Source organism: Maribacter sp. PR66 (assembly GCF_028464205.1).
Lineage (GTDB): Bacteria > Bacteroidota > Bacteroidia > Flavobacteriales > Flavobacteriaceae > Maribacter > Maribacter flavus.
This window is the reverse complement of record NZ_JAQPCH010000002.1, coordinates 235,581-259,963: the sequence shown is the minus strand read 5'-3', so window position 1 is coordinate 259,963 and position 24,383 is coordinate 235,581. Positions and strand designations below refer to the sequence as shown.

Genomic DNA, 24,383 nt, shown 5'->3' with positions numbered 1-24,383 from the left:
TATTGTATTACACTAAATTATAGTTGTTAAAAAAGGCAAAAAGCATCACGGTATAATACCTATCTTTAGCCCATGGAAAAAACCACCCAAATCTATGGCATAAGGGCCATTATTGAAGCTGTAAACTCAAAAGAGGAAATTGATAAGGTATTTCTTCAAAAAGGGCTTAAAGGGGATTTAATAAAAGAACTAGAAAGCCTTTTGAGAAGGAATGAAATCAATATTGTGTATGTTCCCGCTGAAAAGCTAAACAGACTCACAAAAAATAACCATCAGGGGGCCGTTGCCAATATTTCTCCCGTTAGATTCTATTCATTGGAGGAATTGGTCGAAAGAGCCAATAACAAAGACACCCCTGCCCTATTCTTACTTTTGGACCAACTCTCTGACGTACGGAATTTTGGTGCGATTATAAGAACGGCGGAATGTACCGGAGTAGACGGAATCATCATTCAAAAAAAAGGCGCCGCACCGGTTACTGCGGACACCATTAAAACATCGGCAGGTGCGGCTTTTAAAGTGCCAATTGCCAAAGTAGACCATATCAAGGATGCTATTTTCTTCTTACAGGCTTCAGGTATACAAGTTGTTTCCGCTACGGAAAAATCGAATGATTCCCTTTACGATATTTCCTTTAAGGTACCCATAGCCATCGTCATGGGGGCGGAGGACCAAGGTATCTCCCCATCCATTCTAAAGGCTTCTGATTATTGCGCCAAATTACCCTTATTGGGGGAAATAGGATCGCTGAACGTTTCTGTTGCCTGTGGTGTCTTCCTATACGAGACATTAAGGCAAAGAACTAGAAACTAAGTTTTCTCAATATCGTCTGTTTTTTCGGAAGATTTATAGATATATCGTATTTGGAGACCATCTTCCGATTCCGATTCTTGATTTGAAAAATGAGGAGTTTCTACAAAATTACCATCGGCATCAAAATGTTTTAAAAAGGGGTCATCTGCTTCGTTATAATCCTCCCGTTCCCAATCATACTTTTTTGGTTTTGGGACTTTAGCGTCGAAAACAAGTGCGAATATCAATCCCGTCAAAAAGCCTCCCAAATGACCCTCCCAAGAAATTCCTTCCTTGACCGGAAAAATATACCACAACAAGCTTCCATAGATAAAAACGACTATCAAGGATAGTGCTACCAGCCGAAAATGTTTAGTGATAATTCCCTTGAAAAATATAAAACTGGCCAAGACATAAATAAGTCCGCTTGCACCTATATGAAAGGAAGGTCTACCAATGCCCCACGTAATAACCCCTGATAAAACAATACCCAAAAGAACGACCCGCAAGGCTATACTTTTGTAGAAATAGAAAAGTGCGGCCAATAATATTACCAATGGAATGGTATTATTGTACAAATGTTCCAAAGAACCATGTATGAAAGGACTGAGCACGATTCCTTTTAATCCGGCCAAACTTCTAGGATAAATGCCGAATTCGTTAAAATTGGTCCCGTTCAACAATTCTATCCAATATACGGACCAAACAGTTAACACCCCTATAAGTGGGGCGAACAGCACGGAGTTGGAAAATTTAAAATGTTCTGAATCGGACATGGAAACAATTTAACAATTAATCGGCCAAAATTGGGAATCGGTAAAAATGTCATTTAAATTTATTAAAGGTCTTGATGATTTTCATTGCCAGACCTGACAGGTTTTAAAAACCTGTTAGGTCAACCCAATCGTATCTCGAATAAGGAACTTCCTCAACTTTAGCCTATTTTTACATCATGAACGAGCCATTAGCGGAACGGGTACGCCCACAGAACCTGGAAGAATATATCAGCCAGAACCATCTGGTTGGTGAAAACGGTTCCTTGACCCATCAAATAAAAAAAGGTGTTATTCCATCCCTTATTTTATGGGGTCCGCCGGGTACGGGAAAAACGACATTGGCCAACATCATTGCCAAAGAATGTGAGAGACCGTTCTATGTATTGAGTGCCATTAATAGTGGAGTCAAGGACATTCGAGAAGTTATTGATAAGGCTAAACAAGCCGGAGGCCTGTTCACAGCCAAAAACCCGATCTTGTTCATAGACGAAATCCATCGGTTTAGCAAATCGCAACAGGATTCCCTGTTAGCGGCCGTTGAGAAAGGTTGGGTAACGTTGATTGGTGCCACGACCGAAAATCCAAGTTTTGAAGTCATTCCGGCCCTATTATCTAGATGTCAGGTCTACATTCTGAACCCCTTCGGGAAAAAAGAGCTGGAACTGCTTTTAGAGAGGGCGATGAAAAACGACACAATTCTTAAAAAGAAAAAAATCACCCTGAAGGAAACCGAGGCCCTACTGCGACTATCCGGTGGGGACGGCCGAAAACTGTTGAACGTCTTTGAGCTGGTCATCAACTCGGAACCCTCTGAAGAAATTATAATTACGGATGACCTAGTCCTTTCCAAGGCCCAAAAAAATACCGTTTTATACGATAAGACCGGGGAGCAGCATTATGACATTGTATCGGCCTTCATTAAATCAATACGAGGCAGCGACCCAAACGGCGCGGTCTATTGGCTGGCCCGCATGATTGAAGGTGGTGAGGAAGTAAAATTCATTGCCAGAAGGATGTTGATTTCCGCTTCGGAAGACATCGGACTTGCAAACCCCACCGCATTAATCATGGCAAATACGACTTTCCAAGCCGTAACCACCATTGGTTATCCCGAAGCCCGAATTATTCTAAGCCAATGTGCGGTCTACTTGGCCACCTCGCCAAAAAGCAACGCCAGTTACATGGCTATTGGCAAAGCGCAACAAACGGTACGACAAACCGGAAATCTTTCTGTACCACTGCATTTAAGAAATGCACCCACAAAATTGATGAAAGACCTAGGTTATGGCGCCGATTATAAGTATGCCCATGATTACCAAAACAATTTTGTAAACGAAGAGTTCCTGCCAGATGAGTTATCTGGAACAACGTTTTACCAACCGGGAAAAAATCAAAGGGAAAATGCCCTGAGCGACTTTCTAAAAAAACGTTGGAAGGACAAGTATGACTTTTAGAATTTGATGTTCAAAGGTTCTTGAACCAGGTTTTCGCCCTCATAATATTCAAAAATCCATTGGCCCTCCTTTTGGTAGACCATGCCACTTTTTTCACCGGATTGGGCCATGAACATGTTTTCATTGGAACTCTTGAACAATTTCATTCGAACCTTTGGGGTACTGTCCACCAATTGATAGCCATTGGCGATTTCCTGAGCGTACCAAATTTCCCCGTTTTCTGGAACCTGTGATTCATTTTTTGAACCGATATTGGACGGTACGGGCTCCAAACTTTTATAGGACTGGTTCTCAGTAGTAGCTTCCTGTACCACCATTGAATTCTGGTTTTTGGGAGCTTTTCGCTGTACCTTATCGGTATTGATACCCTTTGGTTCCATTCTTTCAGCTATTTCCTTATTTTTTAGGCTTCTAACATCATTCTTAAAATTTAACGTTAGCGTCTCTTTTGGAGCCTCCATAGCCGTGTACTCGTAATCAACTCCGTCCAAACTCTGCATGGCCTCTCCAATGGCCTCATTATAGGCCGATTTGTATTCCTTAATCTTGCTTTTCCCTTGTTGTGTTTCAAAAATATCGGCACCATTGCAGTCCTTTAGTACCAAAGTGGTTTTTGTCGTGAACATGGAAGAATCATCCAATAGGTCAACCCAAATCCCCAAACATCTATCGGATGCGAGGTCCGGAGGAAGCGCATCATCATAAACTGCATTAAACCCCTTTTCAGAAAGCAGGTATTTAACCAAAGTACTGGTTTGATATTGGTTGGTTTTCCTGAACGCCTCAAATCGTTTGGGAACTACAAAATATTTGTAATTGTTCAAGTCTGTCTGTGCGGACAAGAAATTACTAAATGAAACGGTAAGTACTATTAACAAGGTTCTCAAAGTCAAGGGTGTTTTTGTTCATACAAAGTAAATGAAAAAAGCATGCCAAAAATCCGTCCACTTACTTTCGGCCCCAAGATATAATATTTAAACCTAACTGAAAAGATGCATAATTACTTGCCGCGATGTTCCCATAGGATAACAGGTTATCTGCCATGGCATAGAGGTTAATTGGTCCTGCCTGAAGGTTGAGTCCAAAACCAAGATTCGTGTAGCTGAACTTATCGGCCGTATAGGTCGCCTTCACCGCCAAGATATTGCCTAGCCTCCGCATGTAAAAACCTGTAATCGCCGCTTGTGGACCACTGGGTCTGTTGATCAAAAAAAGATGGCCCCCAACGGAGTTCCTATATGCGATTCTAGGTGAATTTCCTCCGGAGGGATCAATGGTACAATCGCAGTCCTCAGATGACCCCTTGGGCGCTCCAAAATCATACCGTAATGAAGCGTTTACTTTGGTGGGCCTAAAGGTCAAATAAGCCGAATTATTCTCTTCAAAAGGTACCAGTTCCTCGATTTCATCAACGAGGTCCTGCCAATAATCCCGATTCAAATTCGATAGCTCTCGCAATACATTAATCTGGATTCCCTCTGAACTGGCAATTCCATTGAGCGAATAACTTTGGGTATCCCCGCTATGATAGATAAATCCAAGATCCAAAACACTGGCCGTAAATACCGTTTGTTCATTAAGCCGATATGAAAATCCCAGATCTACACCTAGCCCCAAATCCCCTCCAAAGAGCGCCCTTTTTATCAGCGTATTACCTGTCGTTCCATTGTCCGATGCCTCGTCCAACTTTCCAAAACCGGATGTTCTCAGTTGTAAATCGGCATTTAAGGTAGTATTGAGAATGTTATTTTGGCCTTCCGTGTTGACCAAATAACCACTATTTCTGGTGGAGTTATAATCCACAATACCTGAATACAGTTTGCCCCTAGCGCCAATTGTCAGGTTTTTGTTTACCTTTTTATTTACACCCAAATGATAGACGGCCACCAAGGAACCCCGCGATTTTATATCCCCCAAGTTAAACCTCCTGTTCAACTGATCGGCATTGCCATCAAAGATCAACTGGGCATAATCTCGTGGCCAATACGTGATGTTATCAAACTCCAAATAGGCCCCACCGGAATAAAAAAGATTGGGATTGCCACTTCTAAAACCAATGTTGAATATTTCCAATTGTACATTACCACTAAATTCATCCCTACGGCCCATGCCGTACACCATTCTATCCCTAATCTTATCGTTGATGTCCAGTCCGTCCTCGGCAAAAATATCATTAACGGAAACCCCATTGGAACCCGCATAGCCAGAAATCCCTGAAATCATTGGAATGCCCGTGTACCATTTAAAATCGCTCTCCACACCTGGATTCACCATCAAGGATTGGGGAATTTCATTAAAATCGTAAAGAATCTGCTTGTTCTGGGCCTGCAGAAAATTGCATGACAAGACCGCTAGAATGCTTATGGAAAGGATTCGCTTCATTTTACCCTGACCGTAAATTTTGCACTAGAACGAAGTTCGATGGCCGGATCCGGCAAATTGGAGGTACTGGTATTGTCACCAAGGTTTCTGGCGCTCAGCCTTACCTGGGAGGTATTCCTAAGAATATCAAGACTTTTGTCCGCACCGCCATACGCCACAACCCGGGTCAATAGGGCCGTTGGTGCGGCATCCATTTGGAAGAACTCGGTGTCCAATACATCCCCATTTTCGTTCAAAAACTCTATGGTTATCTCAATTTCCTTACTTGTAGTATTTTCCAATTCATAGGTTATGGAACCTTCCAACACCCTTTCGGCAAAAATATCCTCTTCAAAGGCGTCAAAATTGAAATCCTGGGTAAAAAAACTGATGCCCGTAACCCTATTTATTATCGATTCCTGGGTCTTTACGTAGAAAATACTGGTTTCGAAAGTGGGGGTAATGGTCAGGTCGTCATATTGATCAAAGTCCTGTTTATCGGAACAGGAAAACAACAATACAAGCCCAACGAACAGAAGACCTATTTTTCGTAACACAATCATCCTTTGGAAACAATTACCGGATAGAAACTCCCTATCCCATTTAAGAGATATAACTCTATAAATAGGATTTTATTTCCCGAAGCTGCGTGATAATGGGGGCATGGTCATGAACGGGATCGCCATGGGCATTGAAATGTAAGGTATGCAGACCAACGGATTTAGCTCCAAGAATATCCGCTTCCAAACTATCCCCGATCATCAAGGATTTCTGCGGATGGACTTTTGCCCTATCTAAGGCAAGTTCAAAAATGATGGGGTTGGGTTTCTTCACCCCCGCCATTTCGGAATCTACGATATGTTCAAAAAAATGGTGTATACCGGAATTCTTCAACTTTTTTTCCTGAATTTCCTGAAATCCATTGGTAATGATATGGAGCCGATACCTAGGCCTTAGGTAGTTGAGCACAGCAACGGTATCTGGAAATAAATGGGTATATGAGGATAAATGATTGATGTACTCGCTGGACAAACTATGTATCACCTCATCGGAAACGGGGTGTCTTAGTTGGTCGAACACCGTTTTTAAGCGTTGATATCTAAGGGCTTCCTTGGTTATTTTCTCCTCCCGATACAATTTCCAGAAAGCCAAATTTGTGGGAACGTACACCCTTAAAAAATCCTCAAGTGGGATTTGGATACCGTGTTCGGCCAATATTCTTTCAAAGGTTAGGGACGAATTCCGCTCAAAATCCCATAGGGTATGGTCCAAATCAAAAAATACGTCCGTGACCAGATTTTTAAACATGGTACTTGCTTATTAACTGATGGTATACTTCCTTCCAATCGAAGGTATGGTCAGAACCCAACAATTCGTTCGAGAATACAGATATAAAAGTACCCTTCACCAATTTTATTTCATTGTAAATGGCGTCCATTCTGCGTTCCAATTCCTTTTTCTTATGGATTTCCCTCAGGGCATAATCATGCAGTACAAAAGGAAAGACCTTTATGGGCTGTTGTACTTCCAAAGGAATATCATAAAACTGAAAGGGCGTACAGGTGCCCGCCCTAAACCCTATTTGATAGCTATAGCCCATGGTAAAATCATCCGTGAATTCCGCGGCAATCAAATTTCTATAGGTTTCCGGAACGTCCACCCGATTGTACCGCATCCTGGAATAATTTACCGGTCTGTTGACCACCTCCTCCAGATTATGTTTTTCGTTTTTCAAAAGTTCCACATCGTTGAAAGAACTATAGGAAGCCGCTAGGGCCATGGTGGAATAATCGCCAATATACTTGATCAAGGACCTAAAATTGTTGCTATTTGTGGATACGTTTTTATCGTATTTGGAGTAGTTGGCAAACTGAAAAAAGAAAATACTATTGATTTTCAACTTTTTGTGCCACTCTATTAAGGTGGCGAAATTGTCGTACGGATCTTTTTTAATGTTCAGTCCCACCGCAATTCTTTCTATCAGTCTTTTTATCCTGAACGTTCCTAGATCCAGTAAAAATCCGGCAGCCCCCCGTATAACTCCCCTATTCGCATAACAATGGGAAGTGGTTACGTCTATCAAGGACAAGAATTTATATTTTCTAGGCCCCTGGACCAAAACTGGAAACCGTTCCTTTAGTATCACGAAGAGTTTCATCGCCCAAATATCCACCACCGGGCGTTCCAAGAACTTATGTTCATAGGCCAGACTTCCCTTGGACGGAAAACGCCCGTGGGCATCCTTAACGTGAGGTAAATACTCCTCATACCGACTGATCAGGTAAAATGAAGCCGCAAAAATGTCAAAAGGCAGATTACTGCGTTCCCCCGCAAAGAAAAAACAGGGAACATTGTCCCAACTCATTACATTGATATCCACATCGTTGATACCTTGTTCGAACAAAAGGTCGTGACTGCGCACGAAGAACTCGTTCTGTAATGGCTGTTTGGTATAGGTTATCTTTTCATTCTTATGTTTTATGAAATCCTCCACCTTGGTAGTAAAACCTATTTCTATACCCAAAATCCTGGTAAATACCTGCTTCATGGTGTACGTTAGGCGCGGTGTGATTTTATGGGTATAGATCAATAACATTTACAACAATTGATTATCGGCAAAACTAAAATATTCCTTTTGTGTGATGATCAGGTGGTCCAGAACACGAATGTCCAAAGACTCCGATGCATTCTTGATCTTTTGGGTGATTTCGGTATCGGCCTGGCTAGGTTTTAAGGTCCCCGAAGGGTGGTTATGCGCCAAAATCAGGGCCACGGCCCCCAACTCCAAAGACTGTCTCATGAGCAAACGCACATCTACCAAAGTTCCCGTTATTCCCCCTTTGCTCAACTGGGCCTTGTGCAAAATCTTGTTGGAATTGTTCAGGTACAAAATCCAGAATTCCTCGTGCTGCAATTCGCCCATGATGGGCTGTAGGACTTCAAAGGCATCCTGGCTACTGCCTATTTTCTCGATTTTTAGGGAATCCTCCCCTCTTCTTCGTCTCCCAACTTCCAGGGCGGCCGCAATGCTTATGGCCTTTGCCTCGCCAATGCCCTTGAATTTCATCAATTGCTGAATGGAGAGCTTTCCCAATTCGTTCAGGTTGTTGTCCACGGAAGCCAATATCCGTTTGGAAAGTTCAACGGCGCTTTCCTCCCTGTTTCCGGACCCTATCAAGATGGCGATCAGTTCCGCATCGGAAAGGGCGGAACGTCCCTTATGAAGTAGTTTCTCCCTAGGCTTATCGTCATCGGACCAATTTTTGATTGAAAAAGAAACGGGCTTAGCTTCCATATTCCAAATATACTGAACTAATTATTTCAGGTTGACAATATCGTAATCACAGATATATAAAGATGCTCTTTACTATTGAACATGATTCTTCCCGGAAAGAAAGGCTCATCTAAACATTTTCAATGGATCGGGTCAGTTCGCCCAAATCCAATCCGCCGTAATTACCTGAACTCATCAATAAAAGTGTCGTATTGGAATAATCCATATGTTGGATGAACGCATGAAAAGATTCCGCATCCGTAAACACTTTCAGGTCCTTGCGAGCAAAAGCCTCCATAATCTGTTCCGGGGTTACTTCCTTCAACTTTTTAATGGCCACGGATTCCGGCAAAAAGAAAATGACGGCCTCGTCCGCTGCATCCATGGCTCCTTTGTATTCCTTTAAAAACTCGGGGTTAAAGCTACTGTACGTATGCAGTTCCAAACAGGCCACCAGATTTCGATCTGGATATTGTTCCTTAACTGCCGTGGTGGTGGCCATGACCTTACTGGGCGCATGGGCAAAATCCTTGAAAGCAATGCAATTCTTGCCCTCGGCTATTTTCTCCAATCGCTTGGAAGCACCTTTAAAAGACCCTATCGCTTCATAAAAATCGGCCTCGTCCACGCCCATGTTCTGACAGATCCATTTGGCACCGGCCAAATTGCTTAGGTTGTGTTTGCCAAATACCGCAATGGGCATAGGCCCTTCAGGCGTTGACAACAAAGTTTCCCCATTCAACACCTCATAATCGGGTGTACTGTAAGGCAGTTTCCTAATTTGGTTTTCAGAAGTTTCCACAATTTCCTTGACGACCGAGTCCTCTTCATTAAAAGTAATACTTCCACCTTCAACGATACTATCCACAAATATCCGAAACTGATCTACGTAGTTTTCAAACGTAGGGAACACGTTGATGTGGTCCCATGCGATACCGCTCAACAGGGCGATATTCGGTCGATACAAATGGAATTTTGGCCTCCTATCTATTGGGGAGGATAAATATTCGTCCCCTTCCAACACAATGAAATCGTTCTCCTCCGTCAAATGCACCATTCTGTCAAAACCTTCCAATTGGGCTCCTACCATATAATCCACGGGTATCTGATGGTAGTTTAGTACATGCAAGATCATTGACGTAATGGTCGTTTTGCCGTGGCTACCGCCTATTACAACCCTGGTTTTGTTTTTGGATTGCTCATATAGAAATTCAGGATAGGAATAAATGGTCAGTCCAAGCTCCTGGGCCCTTAGCAATTCCGGATTGTCGGCCTTGGCATGCATTCCAAGTACCACAGCGTCCAATTCCTTTTGGATTTTTTCAGGAAACCATCCAAACTGTTCCGGTAATAAATCCTTGGCTTCCAATCTGGATTTTGACGGTTCAAAAATAACGTCGTCGCTTCCGGTAATTTGGTAACCTTTGTGTGCCAAGGCCAAGGCCAGGTTGTGCATGGCACTGCCACCTATGGCAATAAAATGTATTCGCATGATCCTAAATTATGGGGTAAAGATACAGATTGACGGTAGCAGCGCAAACCATTTTAAGGCCTGTAATATTCTTTTTACCTTAGGACTAAAATCAAAAAAATGGACTTGAACCTGGAAACCATCGCATCAAAAGAAATCATGCCCGGATATCACGGGAAATTGGTGCACGCGGAAACCATGAGTATCGCCTATTGGACGGTCGATAAAAACGCCGAAGTCCCGGAACATTCGCACATGCACGAACAGGTAATGCACGTGCTGGAGGGCACTTTTGAGTTTACCTTGGATGGCATCACCAGGATTTACCAACCGGGCGATATCGTAATTATAGCACCACATAAAAAACACAGCGGAAAGGCATTAACAACTTGTAAGCTTATGGACGTATTTTGTCCGGTCAGGGAGGAATATCGATAAGCCCCTTGCCCCCTTGCCCCCAAAGGGGGAACTAAATTCAAATTCAAATATCAAGTTCAAAAATGATATAATTTACTGATATAGAATGTAGGACGTAATGTTCAAATTGATTTTCCTTATAACTATAGACTTTTAACTTATAACTATTAACTAAGAATGAAAATATCCCTCATAGGAAAAAAGGCCCTGGTTGGCGGAAGTAGCGGCGGAATTGGGAAGGCTATCGCCATACAATTGGCAGAAAGCGGGGCCAGTGTGACCCTGATGTCCCGAAGCGAGGAGAAACTAAAAAATATAGTCGCCCAATTACCCACCGAACATGGTCAGGTACATCAATATTTGAAAGTGGATTTCTCCGATTTTCAATCGTTCCAAAAAATAATCACAGATTATTTTAGTACGAATTCCGTGGATATCCTCGTAAACAATACCCAAGGTCCTCCAGCCGGTGGTGCCATGGAAAAGAAGGTGCCGGATTACCAGGAAGCCTTTGACCTGCTCTTCAAAACCGTCGTTCTCACCACGGAATTGGCACTGAAAGGGATGATTGAAAATAATTGGGGACGGATCATCAATGTGGCGTCCGTTTCAGTGAAGGAACCGTTGTCCTATTTGGCATTGTCCAACTCTATTCGCGCGGCGGTGGTCACTTGGGCCAAGTCCCTGGCCTCGGATGTCGGTAAGTACCAAATTACCGTCAACAACGTACTTACGGGTTATTTTGATACGGACCGTATCGCCCAGCTCAACGCCAAAAAAGCGGAACAAATGGGCGTTCCAGAAAGTCAGGTGCGCACGGAAATGGAACAGAAAGTTCCCCTTCATCGTATTGGCGACCCAAAGGAATACGGCTATTTGGCTACCTTTCTAGCTTCGGACAAGGCCGCATTCATCACCGGAACGAACATCCCCATTGACGGCGGACTCCTAAAATCGCTATAGTAGTATCGGTTAAAGTGAATAAATCGATCACAGGCTAACCCAAAAGGTCTGTTCGCTCATTTTTCATTGATAGCCCAATCGGTTTGGCACACTTTTGTTGTGTAAATTTAGCATGATGAAACCCTCATCGAGGGATTTGTTTTGGCAAGTTATATACCTATACAAAAGGAAATGTTTAAAAATCAAGTCTTTGACCCAATCCTAAACGCATGAAAAAGATTTCTATAATCCTAAGTATACTTATGTTCTCACAACTAATGAACGGTCAAGAAGCCAATATGTCCTATAATGAACTCTGGAACCAGGTACTGAAACTTGAAAAGGACCAACTTACCCGTAGTGCCTATGATTTGGTCCAAAAAGTCTATCAAAAAGCGGAGGGTGATGGAAACGAAGTCCAACGAATAAAGGCCTTGTTGTTTACTTCCAAGTACCTATTGATTCTGGAAGAAGATGCCCAGCTTTCCGTTATAAACAAGTTTAAAACCGAAATTAAAAAGGCATCCTTTCCCACAAAAAATATCTTGGAAAGCTATCTCGCCAATTTGTACTGGCAGTATTTTCAGCAATATCGCTATCAATTCTACAATAGAACTGCCACCGAAACCAAGGTCAATTCGGTCGATTTTAGGACGTGGGACCTAAACACCCTGTTCAAGGAAATCGATGTGCACTTTCAAAACGCTTTGTCGGATTCAAAAGCGCTCCAAAAAACTGACCTTAAGGATTATAAGGAATTGATCAAGACCGAAAAAGGTTCGGAAGTATATAGACCAACATTATACGACCTCTTGGCCCATGATGCGCTTAATTTTTACAAATCCGATGAAAACAGTATAACCAGACCTGCCGATAAGTTCGAGATCGATACAACCGAATATCTATGTGATGCCTATTCTTTCACACAATTGGATATCCCCACTCAGGATGCCACTTCCTTGCAGTCAAAGGCCCTTCAACTGTATCAGGAACTGGTTTCCTTTCACTTTTCGGACGCCACGTTAGAAGCCCTGACCTTGGTGGATATTGAACGGTTAAATTTTATCCATGCCAATGCAGTTTTCCCGGATAAGGATGACGTTCTTGAGAAAGTACTCCTAGAAAGTGCAGAAAATATTCGGCACCATGAGACATCTGGACTATACAACTATGAATTGGCCAAATTGTACAAAAACCAAGGCGATACCTTTACGCCGGATGCACCCCAAAACAGATGGAAGTTAAAAGAGGCCATCGGCCTTTGTGATCAGGTCCTCAGCCAATACCCGGATTCGAGGGGAGCACAACAATGTGCGTATCTCAAATCTCAGATCCTGGCGCCTTCCCTGCAGCTGGAAACGGAGAAATACATTCCCATTGCGAAGCCCGCCAAGCTTTTGGTCAATTACAAAAATAGAGCGTCCTTGGATTTGCGTGCCTATCCCATTTCGGCCAAACAGTGGGAAGACCTCAACAACCTGTATCCTGAATCCGAAAAACTGGAATTCATTCAAAAACTAAAACCGTCCAAGGAATGGTCCGTCAACTTGATAAATGAGGGCGATTATCAACTTCACAGTATCGAAATTCCCATGCCGGAACTTCCAAATGGCCAGTATTTGATTTTGGCCCTTCCCAAAGAGGACGAGGTCAACAGTTTTGCCTACAGCGAGGTTCAGGTTACCAATTTGGCATTGCTGCAGACCACTACGGATAAAGAGCATCTTTTTCAAGTGGTGGACCGAAACAACGGTGCCGCCAAACCCGGTGCCAAAGTGACCCTATACCACCGCGGCAACCTGATTTTGTCCAACAGCAAAAATTATACTACCGATAAAAACGGATTTGTTCGTATCCCGTTGGGCGGCAAAAGTTTGTCCGTCGAAAATATAAAGGTTGGGTACAAGGACGACCAAGCCCAATTCGGAAACACCTACATCCGCCAAAAATATAGGCAAAACAACGGACCGGATGTGGTCCTTAAAAGCTTTTTGTTCAAGGACCGAAGCATCTATAGACCGGGCCAACCGCTCTATTTCAAAGGGGTGCTGATTAAGCAAAACGAACATAAATCTACCCTGGTAACCGAGGAAAAGGTAAGGGTTGAACTATTCGACGCCAATGGCCAAAAGGCATCGGAATTGGAAGTGCAGACGAATGAATTCGGCTCCTTTCAAGGCAGTTTCATCATACCAAATACGGGACTTACCGGACAGTATTATGTATCCGTCACCGGACCTACAGGCCTGGTACAGGAATACAGTTACTTTTCGGTCGAAGAATACAAAAGACCCAAATTTGAGGTCGGTTTCGAACCCATCACCGAGGTAAGCAAAGTAAACGATTCCGTCACCGTAAAAGGGAATGCCAAATCCTTTGCAGGCAGCAACATCACCGATGCAAAGGTCAGTTATCGGGTAACGCGAAGCGTCAATTACCCCATTTGGTTTTCGTGGCGACGCGGCCCTAGTTATTGGGGAGAAAGTCAGGAAATAGCCCATGGGGAGCTACAAACGGACAATGAAGGAAATTTCAGTATCGATTTTAAGGCCCTGCCTGATCTCAAGGCATCCAAAGAAAACCTTCTCGTATTTTCCTATGTGATTACTGCCGATGTAACCGATGTCAACGGCGAAACGAGAACGGCAAACACCACGGTCAACGTAGGCTATCACGCCATGACGGCCAATATTCTTATAAACGAGTCACTGAACAAGGCAAATGCCGAAAATACGATCACCGTCACTACCAACAACCTCAACGGACAAAAAGTATCCGCCAAGGGATTGCTGAAAATGTACAAATTACAGGCCCCCGAACATGTGCTCAGGCCAAGACCATGGGAAGCGCCGGATTATCAATATTGGAGTAAATCTGATTTTAAGAAACTTTTTCCCCATGAAGCTTATGGGCAGGAACATTCGGTCGAATCTTGGGAGAAGGGCACCTTGGTCTTTGAAACCGAATTTGATACCGGAAAAAGTGAATCCATCGAACTTCCGAATCTTAAAAAATGGGAAACCGGTAGTTACTTGATTGAAGTGGAAAGTACCGATGCTTTCGGTCAGCAGGTGACCGCTAAAACTAGTACAAGTGTTATAGACCCCAAGGAAAAGTCGCTTCCTGACAATCAACTGTTCCATGTAGCGACTGACAAAAAACAGTATGCCCCTGGGGACATGGCAGAAATCACCTTTTACAGCAACGCAAAGGATGTAAACATTACCTATTGGGTGGAAAAGGACGGTGAGCGCATTAAGACAGATATTCTAACCGTGAAAAAAGATTGTGAATCCATCAACGTTCCGGTAACGGAAGAAGATTTGGGAGGTTTTTCCGTGGGCTACAGTTTTACGGCCTACAATTCCTTCCATTCGGGAACCGTTCCCGTATCCGTGCCCTACCCGGACACGGAGCTGCAAATAGAGACCGGTACATTTCGGGATAAAATCGCCCCAGGAACCGATGAAACCTGGAGCTTTAAAATAAAAGGGCCCAAAGGCGAAAAGGTTACGGCGGAATTGTTGGCCAGCATGTACGATGCCTCTTTAGATCAGTTCGTTTCACATAATTGGTATTTCAATCCCTTGTACAGACCAACGTACTATTCGCGTTCGAATGTAAATGCCTATCTGAGCTTTGGCACCGAAAATTTTAGGGATTATTTCAATCCAGACAGGCTTTATAAGGAATATCCGGATTTACAATTCGACAAATTGGATTGGTTTGGGTTGAGTTTTGATCTTCAAGGCCGACTGGCTGGTACAAATGTTAGACGAAAATCGGAGGCCCCGATGGCCATGAGCGATGCTATGGATGCCGATGTGAGTTTTGAGAGGGAAGCACTTGAGGAAAGTGTCGTTATGACAGGTAGTATCGGGGAAAACTCAAAACCTAGTGAGGAAAACAACGGAGAGCTGGACTTTGACGATGTCATAATCCGCGAAAACCTTCAAGAAACGGCCCTTTTCTTTCCGCAATTGACCACGGATGACGAGGGGAATGTCTCCTTTAATTTTACCACGCCCGAGGCCTTGACCCGCTGGAACCTCCAATTATTGGCCTACACGAAGGATTTAAAATCGGCGACCAAAACCCTATCCACTGTCACCCAAAAGGACTTAATGGTGCTGCCCAATCCCCCACGATTCCTACGCGAGGGAGATACGATTACCCTTAGCACAAAAATCGCCAACCTATCCGAAAATTCTCTGGAAGGGATGGGTCAATTGGAACTCACCGATGTTCTTACCGGAAAACCCATAGATGCGGTACTTGGAAATATAGAAAAACAAAAGCCCTTTCGTGTGGGGGCCAAGGGTAACGTGCAAATTTCCTGGACCTTGACCATACCCAAAGGCACTCAAGGGGTACAATACAAAATCGTTGCAAAGTCGGGTACATATAGTGATGGCGAGCAAGGTGCCTTACCTGTGCTTACTAACCGCATGTTGGTTACGGAAACCATGCCCATGTGGGTTCGAAGCAATGAGAACAGAACCTTTGTTTTGGAGAAGCTGAAAAATGTTTCCTCAAAAACGCTCGAGCACCAGAAATTGACTTTGGAAATAACTTCCAACCCCGCTTGGTATGCCGTACAGGCCCTGCCCTACCTTATGGAATATCCCTACGAATGTAACGAACAGACTTTTTCCAAATACTATGCGAATACCTTGGCGAGCCATATCGCCAATGCCAATCCGCGAATCAAACAGGTGTTCGACCAATGGGCCAGCTCAGATGCCCTTTTGAGCAACTTGGAGAAAAATCAGGATCTCAAGTCCCTTTTGATCCAGGAAACACCGTGGTTGAGGGATGCGCAGTCCGAAACCGAGCAGAAGAAACGTATCGGACTTTTGTTCAACCTCAACAAAATGAGAAACGAACGGGAAATGGCCCTTCGGAAGCTTGAAGAGTCCCAATTGCCATCGGGTGGATGGCCCTGGTTCAACGGGGGACAAGAAAATAGGTTCATCACCCAACATATCGTCATCGGTTTTGGGCATTTGGAGAAACTCACAGGTTCAAATTCAAATTCAAATTCAAGTGCAAACTCAAATTCAAATACAAGTTCAAGTACAAACTCAAATTCAAATGCAAGTTCAAATGCAAGTGTAAGGTCAATGCTGGAATCCGCAATTTCCTATTTGGATGCCGAATTTGTTGCTGAATATGAGCGTATGAAAAAGTATTCGAAAGATCTTTCCAAGGACCATTTGAGTCCCAACCAACTACATTTCCTGTACATGCGCAGCTTTTTTAAGGACATAAAAACCTCCAAAAAAGTGCAGGACATTATGGAATACTATTTGGGACAGGCCCGTACCTACTGGACCGATAGAAATTTGTACTCCAAAGGTTTGATTGCGTTGACATTGTATCGGGCCGGAGATAAAGCATTGGCCCAGAAAATCCTCCGTGCCTTGGAGGAAAACAGTGTACAATCCAAAGAATTGGGTATGTACTGGAAAGAAAACACGCCTTCTTGGTATTGGCATGGGGCACCCATTGAAACGCATTCCCTATTAATTGAAGCCTTTTCGGAAATTGGGAACGATACCAAGACCATTGACGAGCTAAAAGTCTGGCTATTGAAAAATAAACAGACCAATCAATGGGAGACGACAAAGGCCACGAGCAATGCGGTCTATGCACTTTTATTACAAGGGAGCGATTGGCTGTCCGTCAACGATGCCATTGATGTAAAAGTAGGCCCCATAGAAATTAACCCAAAAAAACTAGAGAACGTCAAGATAGAAGCTGGTACCGGGTATTTTAAAACCTCCTGGAATTCCCAGGAAATAAGCCCTGAAATGGCTACAATCCGTATTCAAAAGAAAGGGGAAGGAATTGCTTGGGGCGCGCTTTACTGGCAGTATTTTGAGGATTTAGACCACATCACCCCAGCAGGAAAAGAGGCCGGCAAGGCCTTGGAAGTAAAGAAAAAACTCTTCCTGAAAAAGAATACGAACCATGGGGAACTCCTTACCGAAATCAAGGAAGGTACCCAACTGAATGTGGGCGATCTGGTTCGGGTACGGATCGAGCTGAAATCGGACCGGGATATGGAGTTCATCCACCTAAAGGATATGCGGGCCGCAGGTTTTGAGCCGGTAAATGTGCTATCCAGATACAAATGGCAGGACGGACTTGGGTATTACGAAAGCACCAAAGATGCCAGTACGAACTTTTTCTTTGACTTCATGCCAAAAGGTGTGTATGTTTTTGAATACGACCTTAGGGTCAACAATACAGGGAATTTCAGTAATGGAATCACCACCATACAAAGCATGTACGCCCCAGAATTTACCAGTCATAGTGAGGGTATTCGGGTTCAGGTCGACTGATACCACCGTTTCCCTCATTCAAAGGTCTATTTGCCTAAACCGTAGTTTTTAAAGCGCAAGAATGAAAGTAGTTTAGGGTCAATCCTTAAAACTACCTTATTATGAAAAATTCATTTAGGCTTTCCGTTCTAGAACCTTGTTCAGAAAATTTTGCTAATTTTAAAAAGACCAAGCAAGGAGGTTATTGCAACAGCTGTCAAAAGGAAGTCATCGATTTTACCGAACTATCGGATTTGGAAGTCGTACAGCATTTTAAAAAGAACAATGGCAGCACCTGTGGCCGCTTCAGAACCTCCCAACTCAAGAACTATGAATTTGAATCCGTTGGCATCATGAACACGAATATCTTTCAAAAAAGTCTGGGCATTGCCAGTTTCTCATTGTTGGCACTTTGTGCGACCGCTCCTGTCCAATCCCAAGAAGTTGCCGAAGCCTCTCCAATAATGGAAATGGTTATTTCCCAAAAAGTAGGCAATGAAAAGTTTGTGGCCGAAAGCTATACCGTACGGGGAACCGTTTTGGACGAGACCAATTTGCCATTGCCGGGCGTTAATGTGATACTCAAAGGAACTTCCATTGGCACTACGACCGATTATGACGGGAAGTTCGAGTTTCCGCAAAAACTGGAAGTCAACGACGTTTTGGTCTTTAGCTATATTGGGTACGACACCAAAGAGTATAAAGTAGTGCCCGCTCAAAACGATACCATCGATATCACCATCGTTTTCGATGCTACAGATATCGAGCTCATGGGCGATGTAGTGGTAGGTGGCGCTTACAAATCCAAGAGAAACATTTTCCAAAAATTCATCGCACTCTTTAAGTAATGCGATTGGTATTCCTATTGCTGCTTTTTTACCATGCTATCGGTCTTGGACAGTTTGTCAATTTAAATGAATCCGACTTTTCCAAGGCCGATAGCATCTCTTTTTCATATAAAGGACATAGCCTGAGGAATCTACCGGTTTTGACTTACAAGCTGACCAAGGACCTAACCAAGGACGTAGAAAAATTCAGGGCTATTTTCACATGGGTCTGCACCAACATTGAGAACGATTACCAGTCCTATCTGAAAACCCGGAAAAAAAGGAAGAGGATACAAAAGGACAGGGCAGGTTTTTTGGAATGGAACCAAAGCTTTACTCCCAAGGTATTTGAAAAATTAGTTTCAGAAAAGAGGACAGCTTGTACTGGGTACGCCTACCTCATCAAGGAAATGGCTAACCTGGCCGGATTCCAAAGTAAGATTGTGAACGGATATGGCCGGACACCCACCTTGCTTTTAAGTGAAAACGACCCGCCCAACCATTCCTGGAATACGGTACAGCTGGACGATCAATGGTATTTGTGCGATGCCACATGGGCTGCAGGAAGGATCATGCTCGATGCCGATGGACCTCGATTTGAAGCCGATTATGATGATGTCTACTTCCTACCGAATCCCGAATTATTCGCAAAGAACCACTACCCGTTGGAATCGGAATTGTCGCTACTTGAAGAGTTACCAACCCTGACCGATTTCATAGTAGCAGCTGTGATTTACAAAGCGTCTTTTAGATTTGGTATTGCACCAATCTTACCAGAAAAAATGCACCAGGAGGTTTTACGGGATGTAAGTACTTCTTTTGAACTTAAAATACCTGAGGGTTTGGACGTAAAAAAATTTAGGCTTGCCCTCAATAATGGCGGTAAGGATGTGGAAGTTCAGCCAAAGATCATCTTTTTAGGACCTGGAAAAATTCAAATGGATTACACCTTTAATCGCACCGGGTTATATGACACCCATATTGTATTTAATGGTGACAAAATAGCCACGTACGTTGTAAAGGTCCGTAGAAATTAAAGGCTCATTTTGTCCTTGAAAAGGTAGGATTGTCTTCGTGAAACTTCAATTTCCTCTCCATTGGCCATGGTCAGTTTTAGTTTTCCATTGAACCAGGGCACCACATTTGTAATGAAATTGGTATTGATAATCTGCTGCCGATTGGCCCTGAAAAAATACTTCTCTGGAAGCTTTTCCTCTACTTGGTTCAAGGACTTGTACAGCATGGGTTTTTCATCCTGAAAAAACACCCGGGTATAGTTGCCCACGATTTCAAAATGGGAAATATCGCCCACCTTTATAAGCCAGCATTTTTCCCCGTCCTTGATGAAAATTTGACTGTTACCCGTCAATCGTTCCGTATTTTCCTTTGTGGTAGCTTCGGTATTTTTGCTGAGTTTTTCCTCCACCTTTTCTATGGCCTGCGCAAAACGCTTTTCATTTATAGGTTTTAACAAATAGTCCAAAGCGTTGTATTCGAAGGATTTTATGGCATATTCATCAAAAGCGGTCGTGAAGATGGTAATTGGAACCTCATCCAGCATCTCCAACAGTTCAAATCCGTCCTTTTCCGGCATATTGATATCCAAAAAAAGGAGATCGGGATGTTCTTCGTTGATGAGGGCGAAACCATCATCTACATTTTCGGCCTCGCCGATAACCTCAATTTGTGGATAGCCCTTAATGAGTTCTTTCAACTCGTTTCGGGCGAGCCTTGAATCCTCTACGATGACTGCTTTAATTTGGCTCATGACAAGGGTATTTTTATGGTGGCAACAACTTCGCCATGTATTTCCTCAATGGAGAAATTGGCCTGATCCCCATAGAGGAGACGTATTCGTTGCTTGATGTTCTGAAGACCTAGCTGCGTGGAACCCTCGGCTATTTGTAATGTTCCGGTATTCGCAACTTTGATAATCAAATTCCCTTCCTCCAAACTGGTTAGCAGTTTTATGGTACCTCCGGACTTAAGGTTGGAAATCCCATGTTTTACCGCGTTCTCCACCAACAATTGAATGATCATTGGAGGTATCTTTTGCTCCAAAGTCCTTTCCTGCACTTCCTTTATGAATTCCATACGATCCTCGAACTGGATTTTGGAAAGTGCAATATAGTTCTCCACCATTTCCAGCTCTTCCGCTAAATTAATGGCATTGACATTGTTCTTGGTAAGGGAGTACCGAAGCATCTCCGAAAGCTTGGTGAGCATATCCCTTGATTTTTCTACATCCTCCAACATAAGTCCGCGAATATTGTTCAGGCTATTGAACATAAAATGCGGGTTTATCTGTCCTTTTAAGGTATTCAACTGTGCCTGTCTCAAGGTCGCATTTAGCTCGGCACGCTCCACCCTGTTTGCATTCAATTTTGCCGCAATTTTTACCGATAAATAAAAAATAGTCCAACCAAAAATGGTGATAAAGGAATTGATCATCAACAAACCGATTCCAAAATCCTTGTACATTTCCGGTACCTTAACATTTTCTTCCCCGTATTTACCCATATAGTAGCCCGTGCCGTACGAAAGCCCAAAATAAATTAGGGACACCAGCGAAATTCCAACTAATATTTTTATAATCTGCCCTGTTCCAAAAGCATCAAAATTGATGATGCTATTTAGATAATATCGCAATAAACTTGTGGAAAAGACACCTATCAAAAAGGTAGACAAAAGACCGTATTTGAAAAGGTTGGTGGCTTTGTAACCATCGGTATCCGGGGTAAAGGCATAGGCAATAAAGACCAACCCGCCCCAAGAAAGGAACTGGACCAACCAAAATGAAATTGCCCATCTGTGTTTTTTGATAAAGGAAGCCATAAGGGTATTAAAAGGTAACTAAAGGGGGAACAAAAATAGTTTCAGCCAAGTAGGCTGAAACTAAAATAAGATTTGAATTACCAATACCATAATAAATTTTACAATTGCAATCATGCTATTTGTTTTTTCGATTAATGGATTCGGTTCATGATTATTTTTCTTTCCTTACACGTTGGCTTCCTTATTTGGAATTTCCACTATGTTTTCCTTGTTCAAGAGGGATACGCCCACTAAGGTCAATCCCGCATACAATGGGAAAAAGTAATTCATAAGGTTTAAATCTTTCAAGGCTCCTATCAGGGATACCATTACGGTAAGAACCCCAATTACCAATACTGTTGCTTTTGTTTTGTCAATAGTTTTCATAATGCTGTTTTTTAATTGATTAATACTACGACGTAAAACTACAGGTCCTTGGGGGAGAAACTAAAAGGTTTATGACGAACGGTAGAAAGTCGTCACCGAACGGAAGTTTTATCTAACTAAAATGTAATATACTGATAAACAATAAATTAAGTGCTTAATAATGCCGCTACCATAGCTCAAAAACCCTATAAACTAGGGCTTGGCGAAGAAAAGCGGGGTATTTAAAAAAGTCTTTTGAAAGCCTTTAATTTTTTGTTTTTGGGGGATACTTGTCAAATATTTTTGAAATCAATTCTTGCATCTTTTCCTCTTTTACGTCCGGTGGGGCACCTTCCTTATAAGGTTGCGTACCTATGGCTTGCCATACCATGGCATCCTTACGAGCATCTATAAAGTTAATTTCAATCTCCCGGGTAAGATTGGGTCCGCCCACGGGAATCCCGAGAGAGACACCGCCACCAAGACCAGCGTTACCGCCACCAAGTCCAACGCCTACAGTATTTCTTGATCGGGCTTCATAGATGATACTTTTTACATCAATAAGGATATCGGGTTCTTCGGAAAACTTGAGGCCCTTGGTCTGGAGTGTAATATCCATGGCCTTAAAAAAACGCTTTTCGTCCAGTTCCGGAATTCCGGTCTGCATATCCGCAAAATAATTATAGGTGTTGTAGCCTGAGAAATCTGTTTCCCGCTCATAATCGTAGTGAACCTTTATCGTTCCACAGGAAACCAGCAGTAAAGCAAGCAGCAGTGTTGTTATATATTTCATCCTGAATATTTTACTTTAAGATAGTAAAAATTCAGTCCTCCTCTTTCCTGTCCACACTTTTTGTGAGCGCCGATGAAATTATTCCTGTTGGAATTGCTACAATACCCAAACCGATCATCAAAATAAAAAAGGTAAAGATCCTACCGCCCACAGTTATTGGATATACATCGCCGTAGCCAACCGTAGTTAATGTAATTATTGCCCACCAAAGACTATCAAAGACCGATGAAAAATGCTCTGGTTGAGCCTTGTTCTCAAAATAGTAGATACCAACAGCGGAAAAGTAAATCAGAATAAGGGTGACAAAAAGAAATAGCAAAATCTCTTCCTTGACCATGACTATGGCCCTTGTAAAGTGTTTAATCGCCCTATTGTAGCGCATCAATTTGAGCATCCTGAACAAGCGAAGAAACCGCAAGGCCCTCAAAGATCGCAAATCGATGCCCAATGCAAGGTAAAAAGGGAGAATTGCTAAAAAGTCAATGACACCGTAAAAACTAAATATAAATTTGGTCTTTTTATCGGCAACGTATATGCGTAACAAATACTCCAGGGTAAAGACAGTGACACAAAATACCTCTATGCCACGGAGAAGAATACGGGTTTGTGGTTCCAAATCAGGTACCGTCTCAAAAGAAAAAGAAATAATGGATACAAAAATTAAAATCTGGATAAAGTAGGCAAAGAATCTGCTCTTGGGATTATCATTTAACTCAACAATATTTTTTAAATACCGCTTCATCAATAATAAATATTAATCATTCAGCATTTGCCAAAGTTTGTCCTTTAGTTCCGTAATTCCTATTTGCGCTACTGACGAGATGAACATGTAGGGAATTCCCTTGAAATCCACATCCAGTTCCTGTTTCATTTCGTCCATCAATTCCGCATCCAACATATCACATTTGGAAATAACGATCAATCGCTCCTTGTGCAACAATTCCGGGTTATATCTTCTTAGTTCATCCAATAAAATTGCATACTCCTGACTGATGTCCTTGCTATCGGCAGGAATCAAAAACAGCAAAGTGGCATTGCGTTCTATATGTCGCAAGAAATAATGTCCCAGACCTTTTCCCTCTGCGGCACCTTCTATGATTCCCGGAATATCGGCCATAACGAAACTCTGAAAGTCCCGGTACTCCACGATTCCCAAATTGGGCTTCAGGGTGGTGAACTCATAATCGGCAATTTTGGGTTTTGCGGAAGTTATTACGGAAAGTAGTGTGGACTTCCCTGCATTTGGAAACCCTACCAAGCCCACATCGGCCAAAATTTTAAGTTCCAATAGAAAATACCCCTCCTGCCCGGGAATCCCCGGTTGTGCATATCTAGGCGTTTGGTTGGTGGATGTCTTAAAATGCCAGTTTCCAAGCCCCCCCATACCGCCTTCCAGGACAATTTTTTCCTCACCGTGTTCGGTAATTTCAAAAAGCACCTCGTCCGTATCCGGGTTTTTGACAACGGTTCCCAAGGGCACGTCTAGAAAAACATCGGCACCATCCGCCCCTGTACTTCTGCTCTTGCCCCCGTGCTCGCCATGGCCTGCCTTGAAATGCTTCTTGAACTTGAAATTGACCAAAGTCCAAAGATTTTGATTGCCCCTTACGATTACATGACCGCCGCGACCACCGTCTCCCCCATCCGGGCCTCCTTTTGCCACATATTTCTCACGGTGTAGGTGCATAGATCCCTTGCCACCGTTTCCGGAAGCCAAATGCACTTTTACATAGTCTACGAAATTACCTTCGGTCATGTTGAATATGGTGT

21 protein-coding genes are annotated in these 24,383 nt (G+C 42.9%); 7 read left to right on the top strand and 14 right to left on the bottom strand.

The window, feature by feature from the left end; translation table 11 throughout:
* The first annotated feature begins 72 nt into the window (after positions 1-72).
* Positions 73-813, top strand: coding sequence for a 23S rRNA (guanosine(2251)-2'-O)-methyltransferase RlmB (gene rlmB, locus PP181_RS05990; RefSeq protein ID WP_272636363.1), 741 nt, complete (start codon positions 73-75; stop codon positions 811-813).
* Here the strand turns inward: rlmB and PP181_RS05985 are convergent.
* A complete protein-coding gene (locus PP181_RS05985; RefSeq protein WP_272636361.1) occupies positions 810-1,568 on the bottom strand; it encodes a rhomboid family intramembrane serine protease in 759 nt (252 codons plus the stop codon). The genes rlmB and PP181_RS05985 overlap by 4 nt on opposite strands.
* Positions 1,569-1,744: 176 nt before the next feature.
* Between PP181_RS05985 and PP181_RS05980 the strand changes: the two genes are divergently transcribed.
* Positions 1,745-3,022 carry a replication-associated recombination protein A gene (locus PP181_RS05980; RefSeq protein ID WP_272636360.1) on the top strand — a complete coding sequence of 426 codons (1,278 nt, stop codon included), beginning with the start codon at positions 1,745-1,747 and terminating at the stop codon, positions 3,020-3,022.
* Here the strand turns inward: PP181_RS05980 and PP181_RS05975 are convergent.
* The 7 genes from PP181_RS05975 to PP181_RS05945 all read right to left on the bottom strand — a co-directional run bounded on the left by PP181_RS05975 (position 3,019) and on the right by PP181_RS05945 (position 10,149).
* Positions 3,019-3,909, bottom strand: coding sequence for a hypothetical protein (locus PP181_RS05975; RefSeq protein WP_272636359.1), 891 nt, complete (start codon positions 3,907-3,909; stop codon positions 3,019-3,021). The genes PP181_RS05980 and PP181_RS05975 overlap by 4 nt on opposite strands.
* A 61-nt stretch (positions 3,910-3,970) precedes the next feature.
* Positions 3,971-5,404 (bottom strand): DUF5723 family protein, encoded by a 1,434-nt coding sequence (locus PP181_RS05970; RefSeq protein ID WP_272636358.1) that lies wholly within the window; start codon positions 5,402-5,404, stop codon positions 3,971-3,973.
* On the bottom strand, positions 5,401-5,940 hold the full coding sequence (locus PP181_RS05965) for a hypothetical protein (protein WP_272636357.1): 540 nt from the start codon (positions 5,938-5,940) through the stop codon (positions 5,401-5,403). The genes PP181_RS05970 and PP181_RS05965 overlap by 4 nt, the downstream gene beginning before the upstream one ends.
* A 61-nt stretch (positions 5,941-6,001) precedes the next feature.
* The gene (locus tag PP181_RS05960; RefSeq protein ID WP_272636356.1) at positions 6,002-6,691 is read right to left on the bottom strand and encodes a YjjG family noncanonical pyrimidine nucleotidase; all 690 of its coding nucleotides are present in this window, start codon (positions 6,689-6,691) and stop codon (positions 6,002-6,004) included.
* On the bottom strand, positions 6,684-7,931 hold the full coding sequence (locus tag PP181_RS05955; protein ID WP_272636355.1) for a polysaccharide deacetylase family protein: 1,248 nt from the start codon (positions 7,929-7,931) through the stop codon (positions 6,684-6,686). Before PP181_RS05955 ends, PP181_RS05960 begins: the two co-directional genes overlap by 8 nt.
* 48 nt (positions 7,932-7,979) lie before the next feature.
* Entirely contained in the window at positions 7,980-8,678 is a 699-nt protein-coding gene (gene radC / locus PP181_RS05950) for a RadC family protein (RefSeq protein ID WP_272636353.1), read from the bottom strand.
* Positions 8,679-8,787: 109 nt separating this feature from the next.
* On the bottom strand, positions 8,788-10,149 hold the full coding sequence (locus PP181_RS05945) for a UDP-N-acetylmuramate--L-alanine ligase (protein ID WP_272636352.1): 1,362 nt from the start codon (positions 10,147-10,149) through the stop codon (positions 8,788-8,790).
* Between the two features lie 99 nt (positions 10,150-10,248).
* Here PP181_RS05945 and PP181_RS05940 point away from each other — a divergent pair, with 99 nt between their 5' ends.
* The 5 genes from PP181_RS05940 (at position 10,249) to PP181_RS05920 (ending at position 19,677) form a co-directional block, all read left to right on the top strand.
* Entirely contained in the window at positions 10,249-10,566 is a 318-nt protein-coding gene (locus PP181_RS05940; protein ID WP_272636350.1) for a cupin domain-containing protein, read from the top strand.
* Between the two features lie 156 nt (positions 10,567-10,722).
* Positions 10,723-11,508: an SDR family oxidoreductase gene (locus PP181_RS05935; protein ID WP_272636349.1), complete on the top strand. Its 786-nt coding sequence runs from the start codon at positions 10,723-10,725 to the stop codon at positions 11,506-11,508.
* A gap of 209 nt (positions 11,509-11,717) precedes the next feature.
* Positions 11,718-17,834: an alpha-2-macroglobulin family protein gene (locus tag PP181_RS05930; RefSeq protein WP_272636348.1), complete on the top strand. Its 6,117-nt coding sequence runs from the start codon at positions 11,718-11,720 to the stop codon at positions 17,832-17,834.
* 101 nt (positions 17,835-17,935) lie between these two features.
* Positions 17,936-18,661 (top strand): carboxypeptidase-like regulatory domain-containing protein, encoded by a 726-nt coding sequence (locus PP181_RS05925; RefSeq protein WP_272636347.1) that lies wholly within the window; start codon positions 17,936-17,938, stop codon positions 18,659-18,661.
* On the top strand, positions 18,661-19,677 hold the full coding sequence (locus PP181_RS05920) for a transglutaminase domain-containing protein (RefSeq protein ID WP_272636346.1): 1,017 nt from the start codon (positions 18,661-18,663) through the stop codon (positions 19,675-19,677). The genes PP181_RS05925 and PP181_RS05920 overlap by 1 nt, the downstream gene beginning before the upstream one ends.
* On the opposite strand, the gene PP181_RS05915 is transcribed toward PP181_RS05920, so the two are convergent.
* The 6 genes from PP181_RS05915 to obgE form a co-directional block, all read right to left on the bottom strand.
* Entirely contained in the window at positions 19,674-20,408 is a 735-nt protein-coding gene (locus PP181_RS05915) for a LytR/AlgR family response regulator transcription factor (protein WP_272636345.1), read from the bottom strand. The genes PP181_RS05920 and PP181_RS05915 overlap by 4 nt on opposite strands.
* Complete coding sequence (locus tag PP181_RS05910) at positions 20,405-21,475, bottom strand: sensor histidine kinase (protein ID WP_272636344.1); 1,071 nt, start codon at positions 21,473-21,475, stop codon at positions 20,405-20,407. The genes PP181_RS05915 and PP181_RS05910 overlap by 4 nt, the downstream gene beginning before the upstream one ends.
* Before the next feature lie 165 nt (positions 21,476-21,640).
* Positions 21,641-21,841, bottom strand: a complete 201-nt coding sequence (locus PP181_RS05905) for a hypothetical protein (protein WP_138259085.1) — start codon at positions 21,839-21,841, stop codon at positions 21,641-21,643.
* A gap of 244 nt (positions 21,842-22,085) precedes the next feature.
* Entirely contained in the window at positions 22,086-22,613 is a 528-nt protein-coding gene (locus PP181_RS05900) for a DUF4136 domain-containing protein (RefSeq protein WP_272636343.1), read from the bottom strand.
* A 31-nt stretch (positions 22,614-22,644) separates the two neighbouring features.
* Positions 22,645-23,355 (bottom strand): ion transporter, encoded by a 711-nt coding sequence (locus tag PP181_RS05895; RefSeq protein WP_272636342.1) that lies wholly within the window; start codon positions 23,353-23,355, stop codon positions 22,645-22,647.
* A gap of 12 nt (positions 23,356-23,367) precedes the next feature.
* Entirely contained in the window at positions 23,368-24,369 is a 1,002-nt protein-coding gene (obgE, locus tag PP181_RS05890) for a GTPase ObgE (RefSeq protein WP_138259082.1), read from the bottom strand.
* Positions 24,370-24,383: the final 14 nt, after the last annotated feature.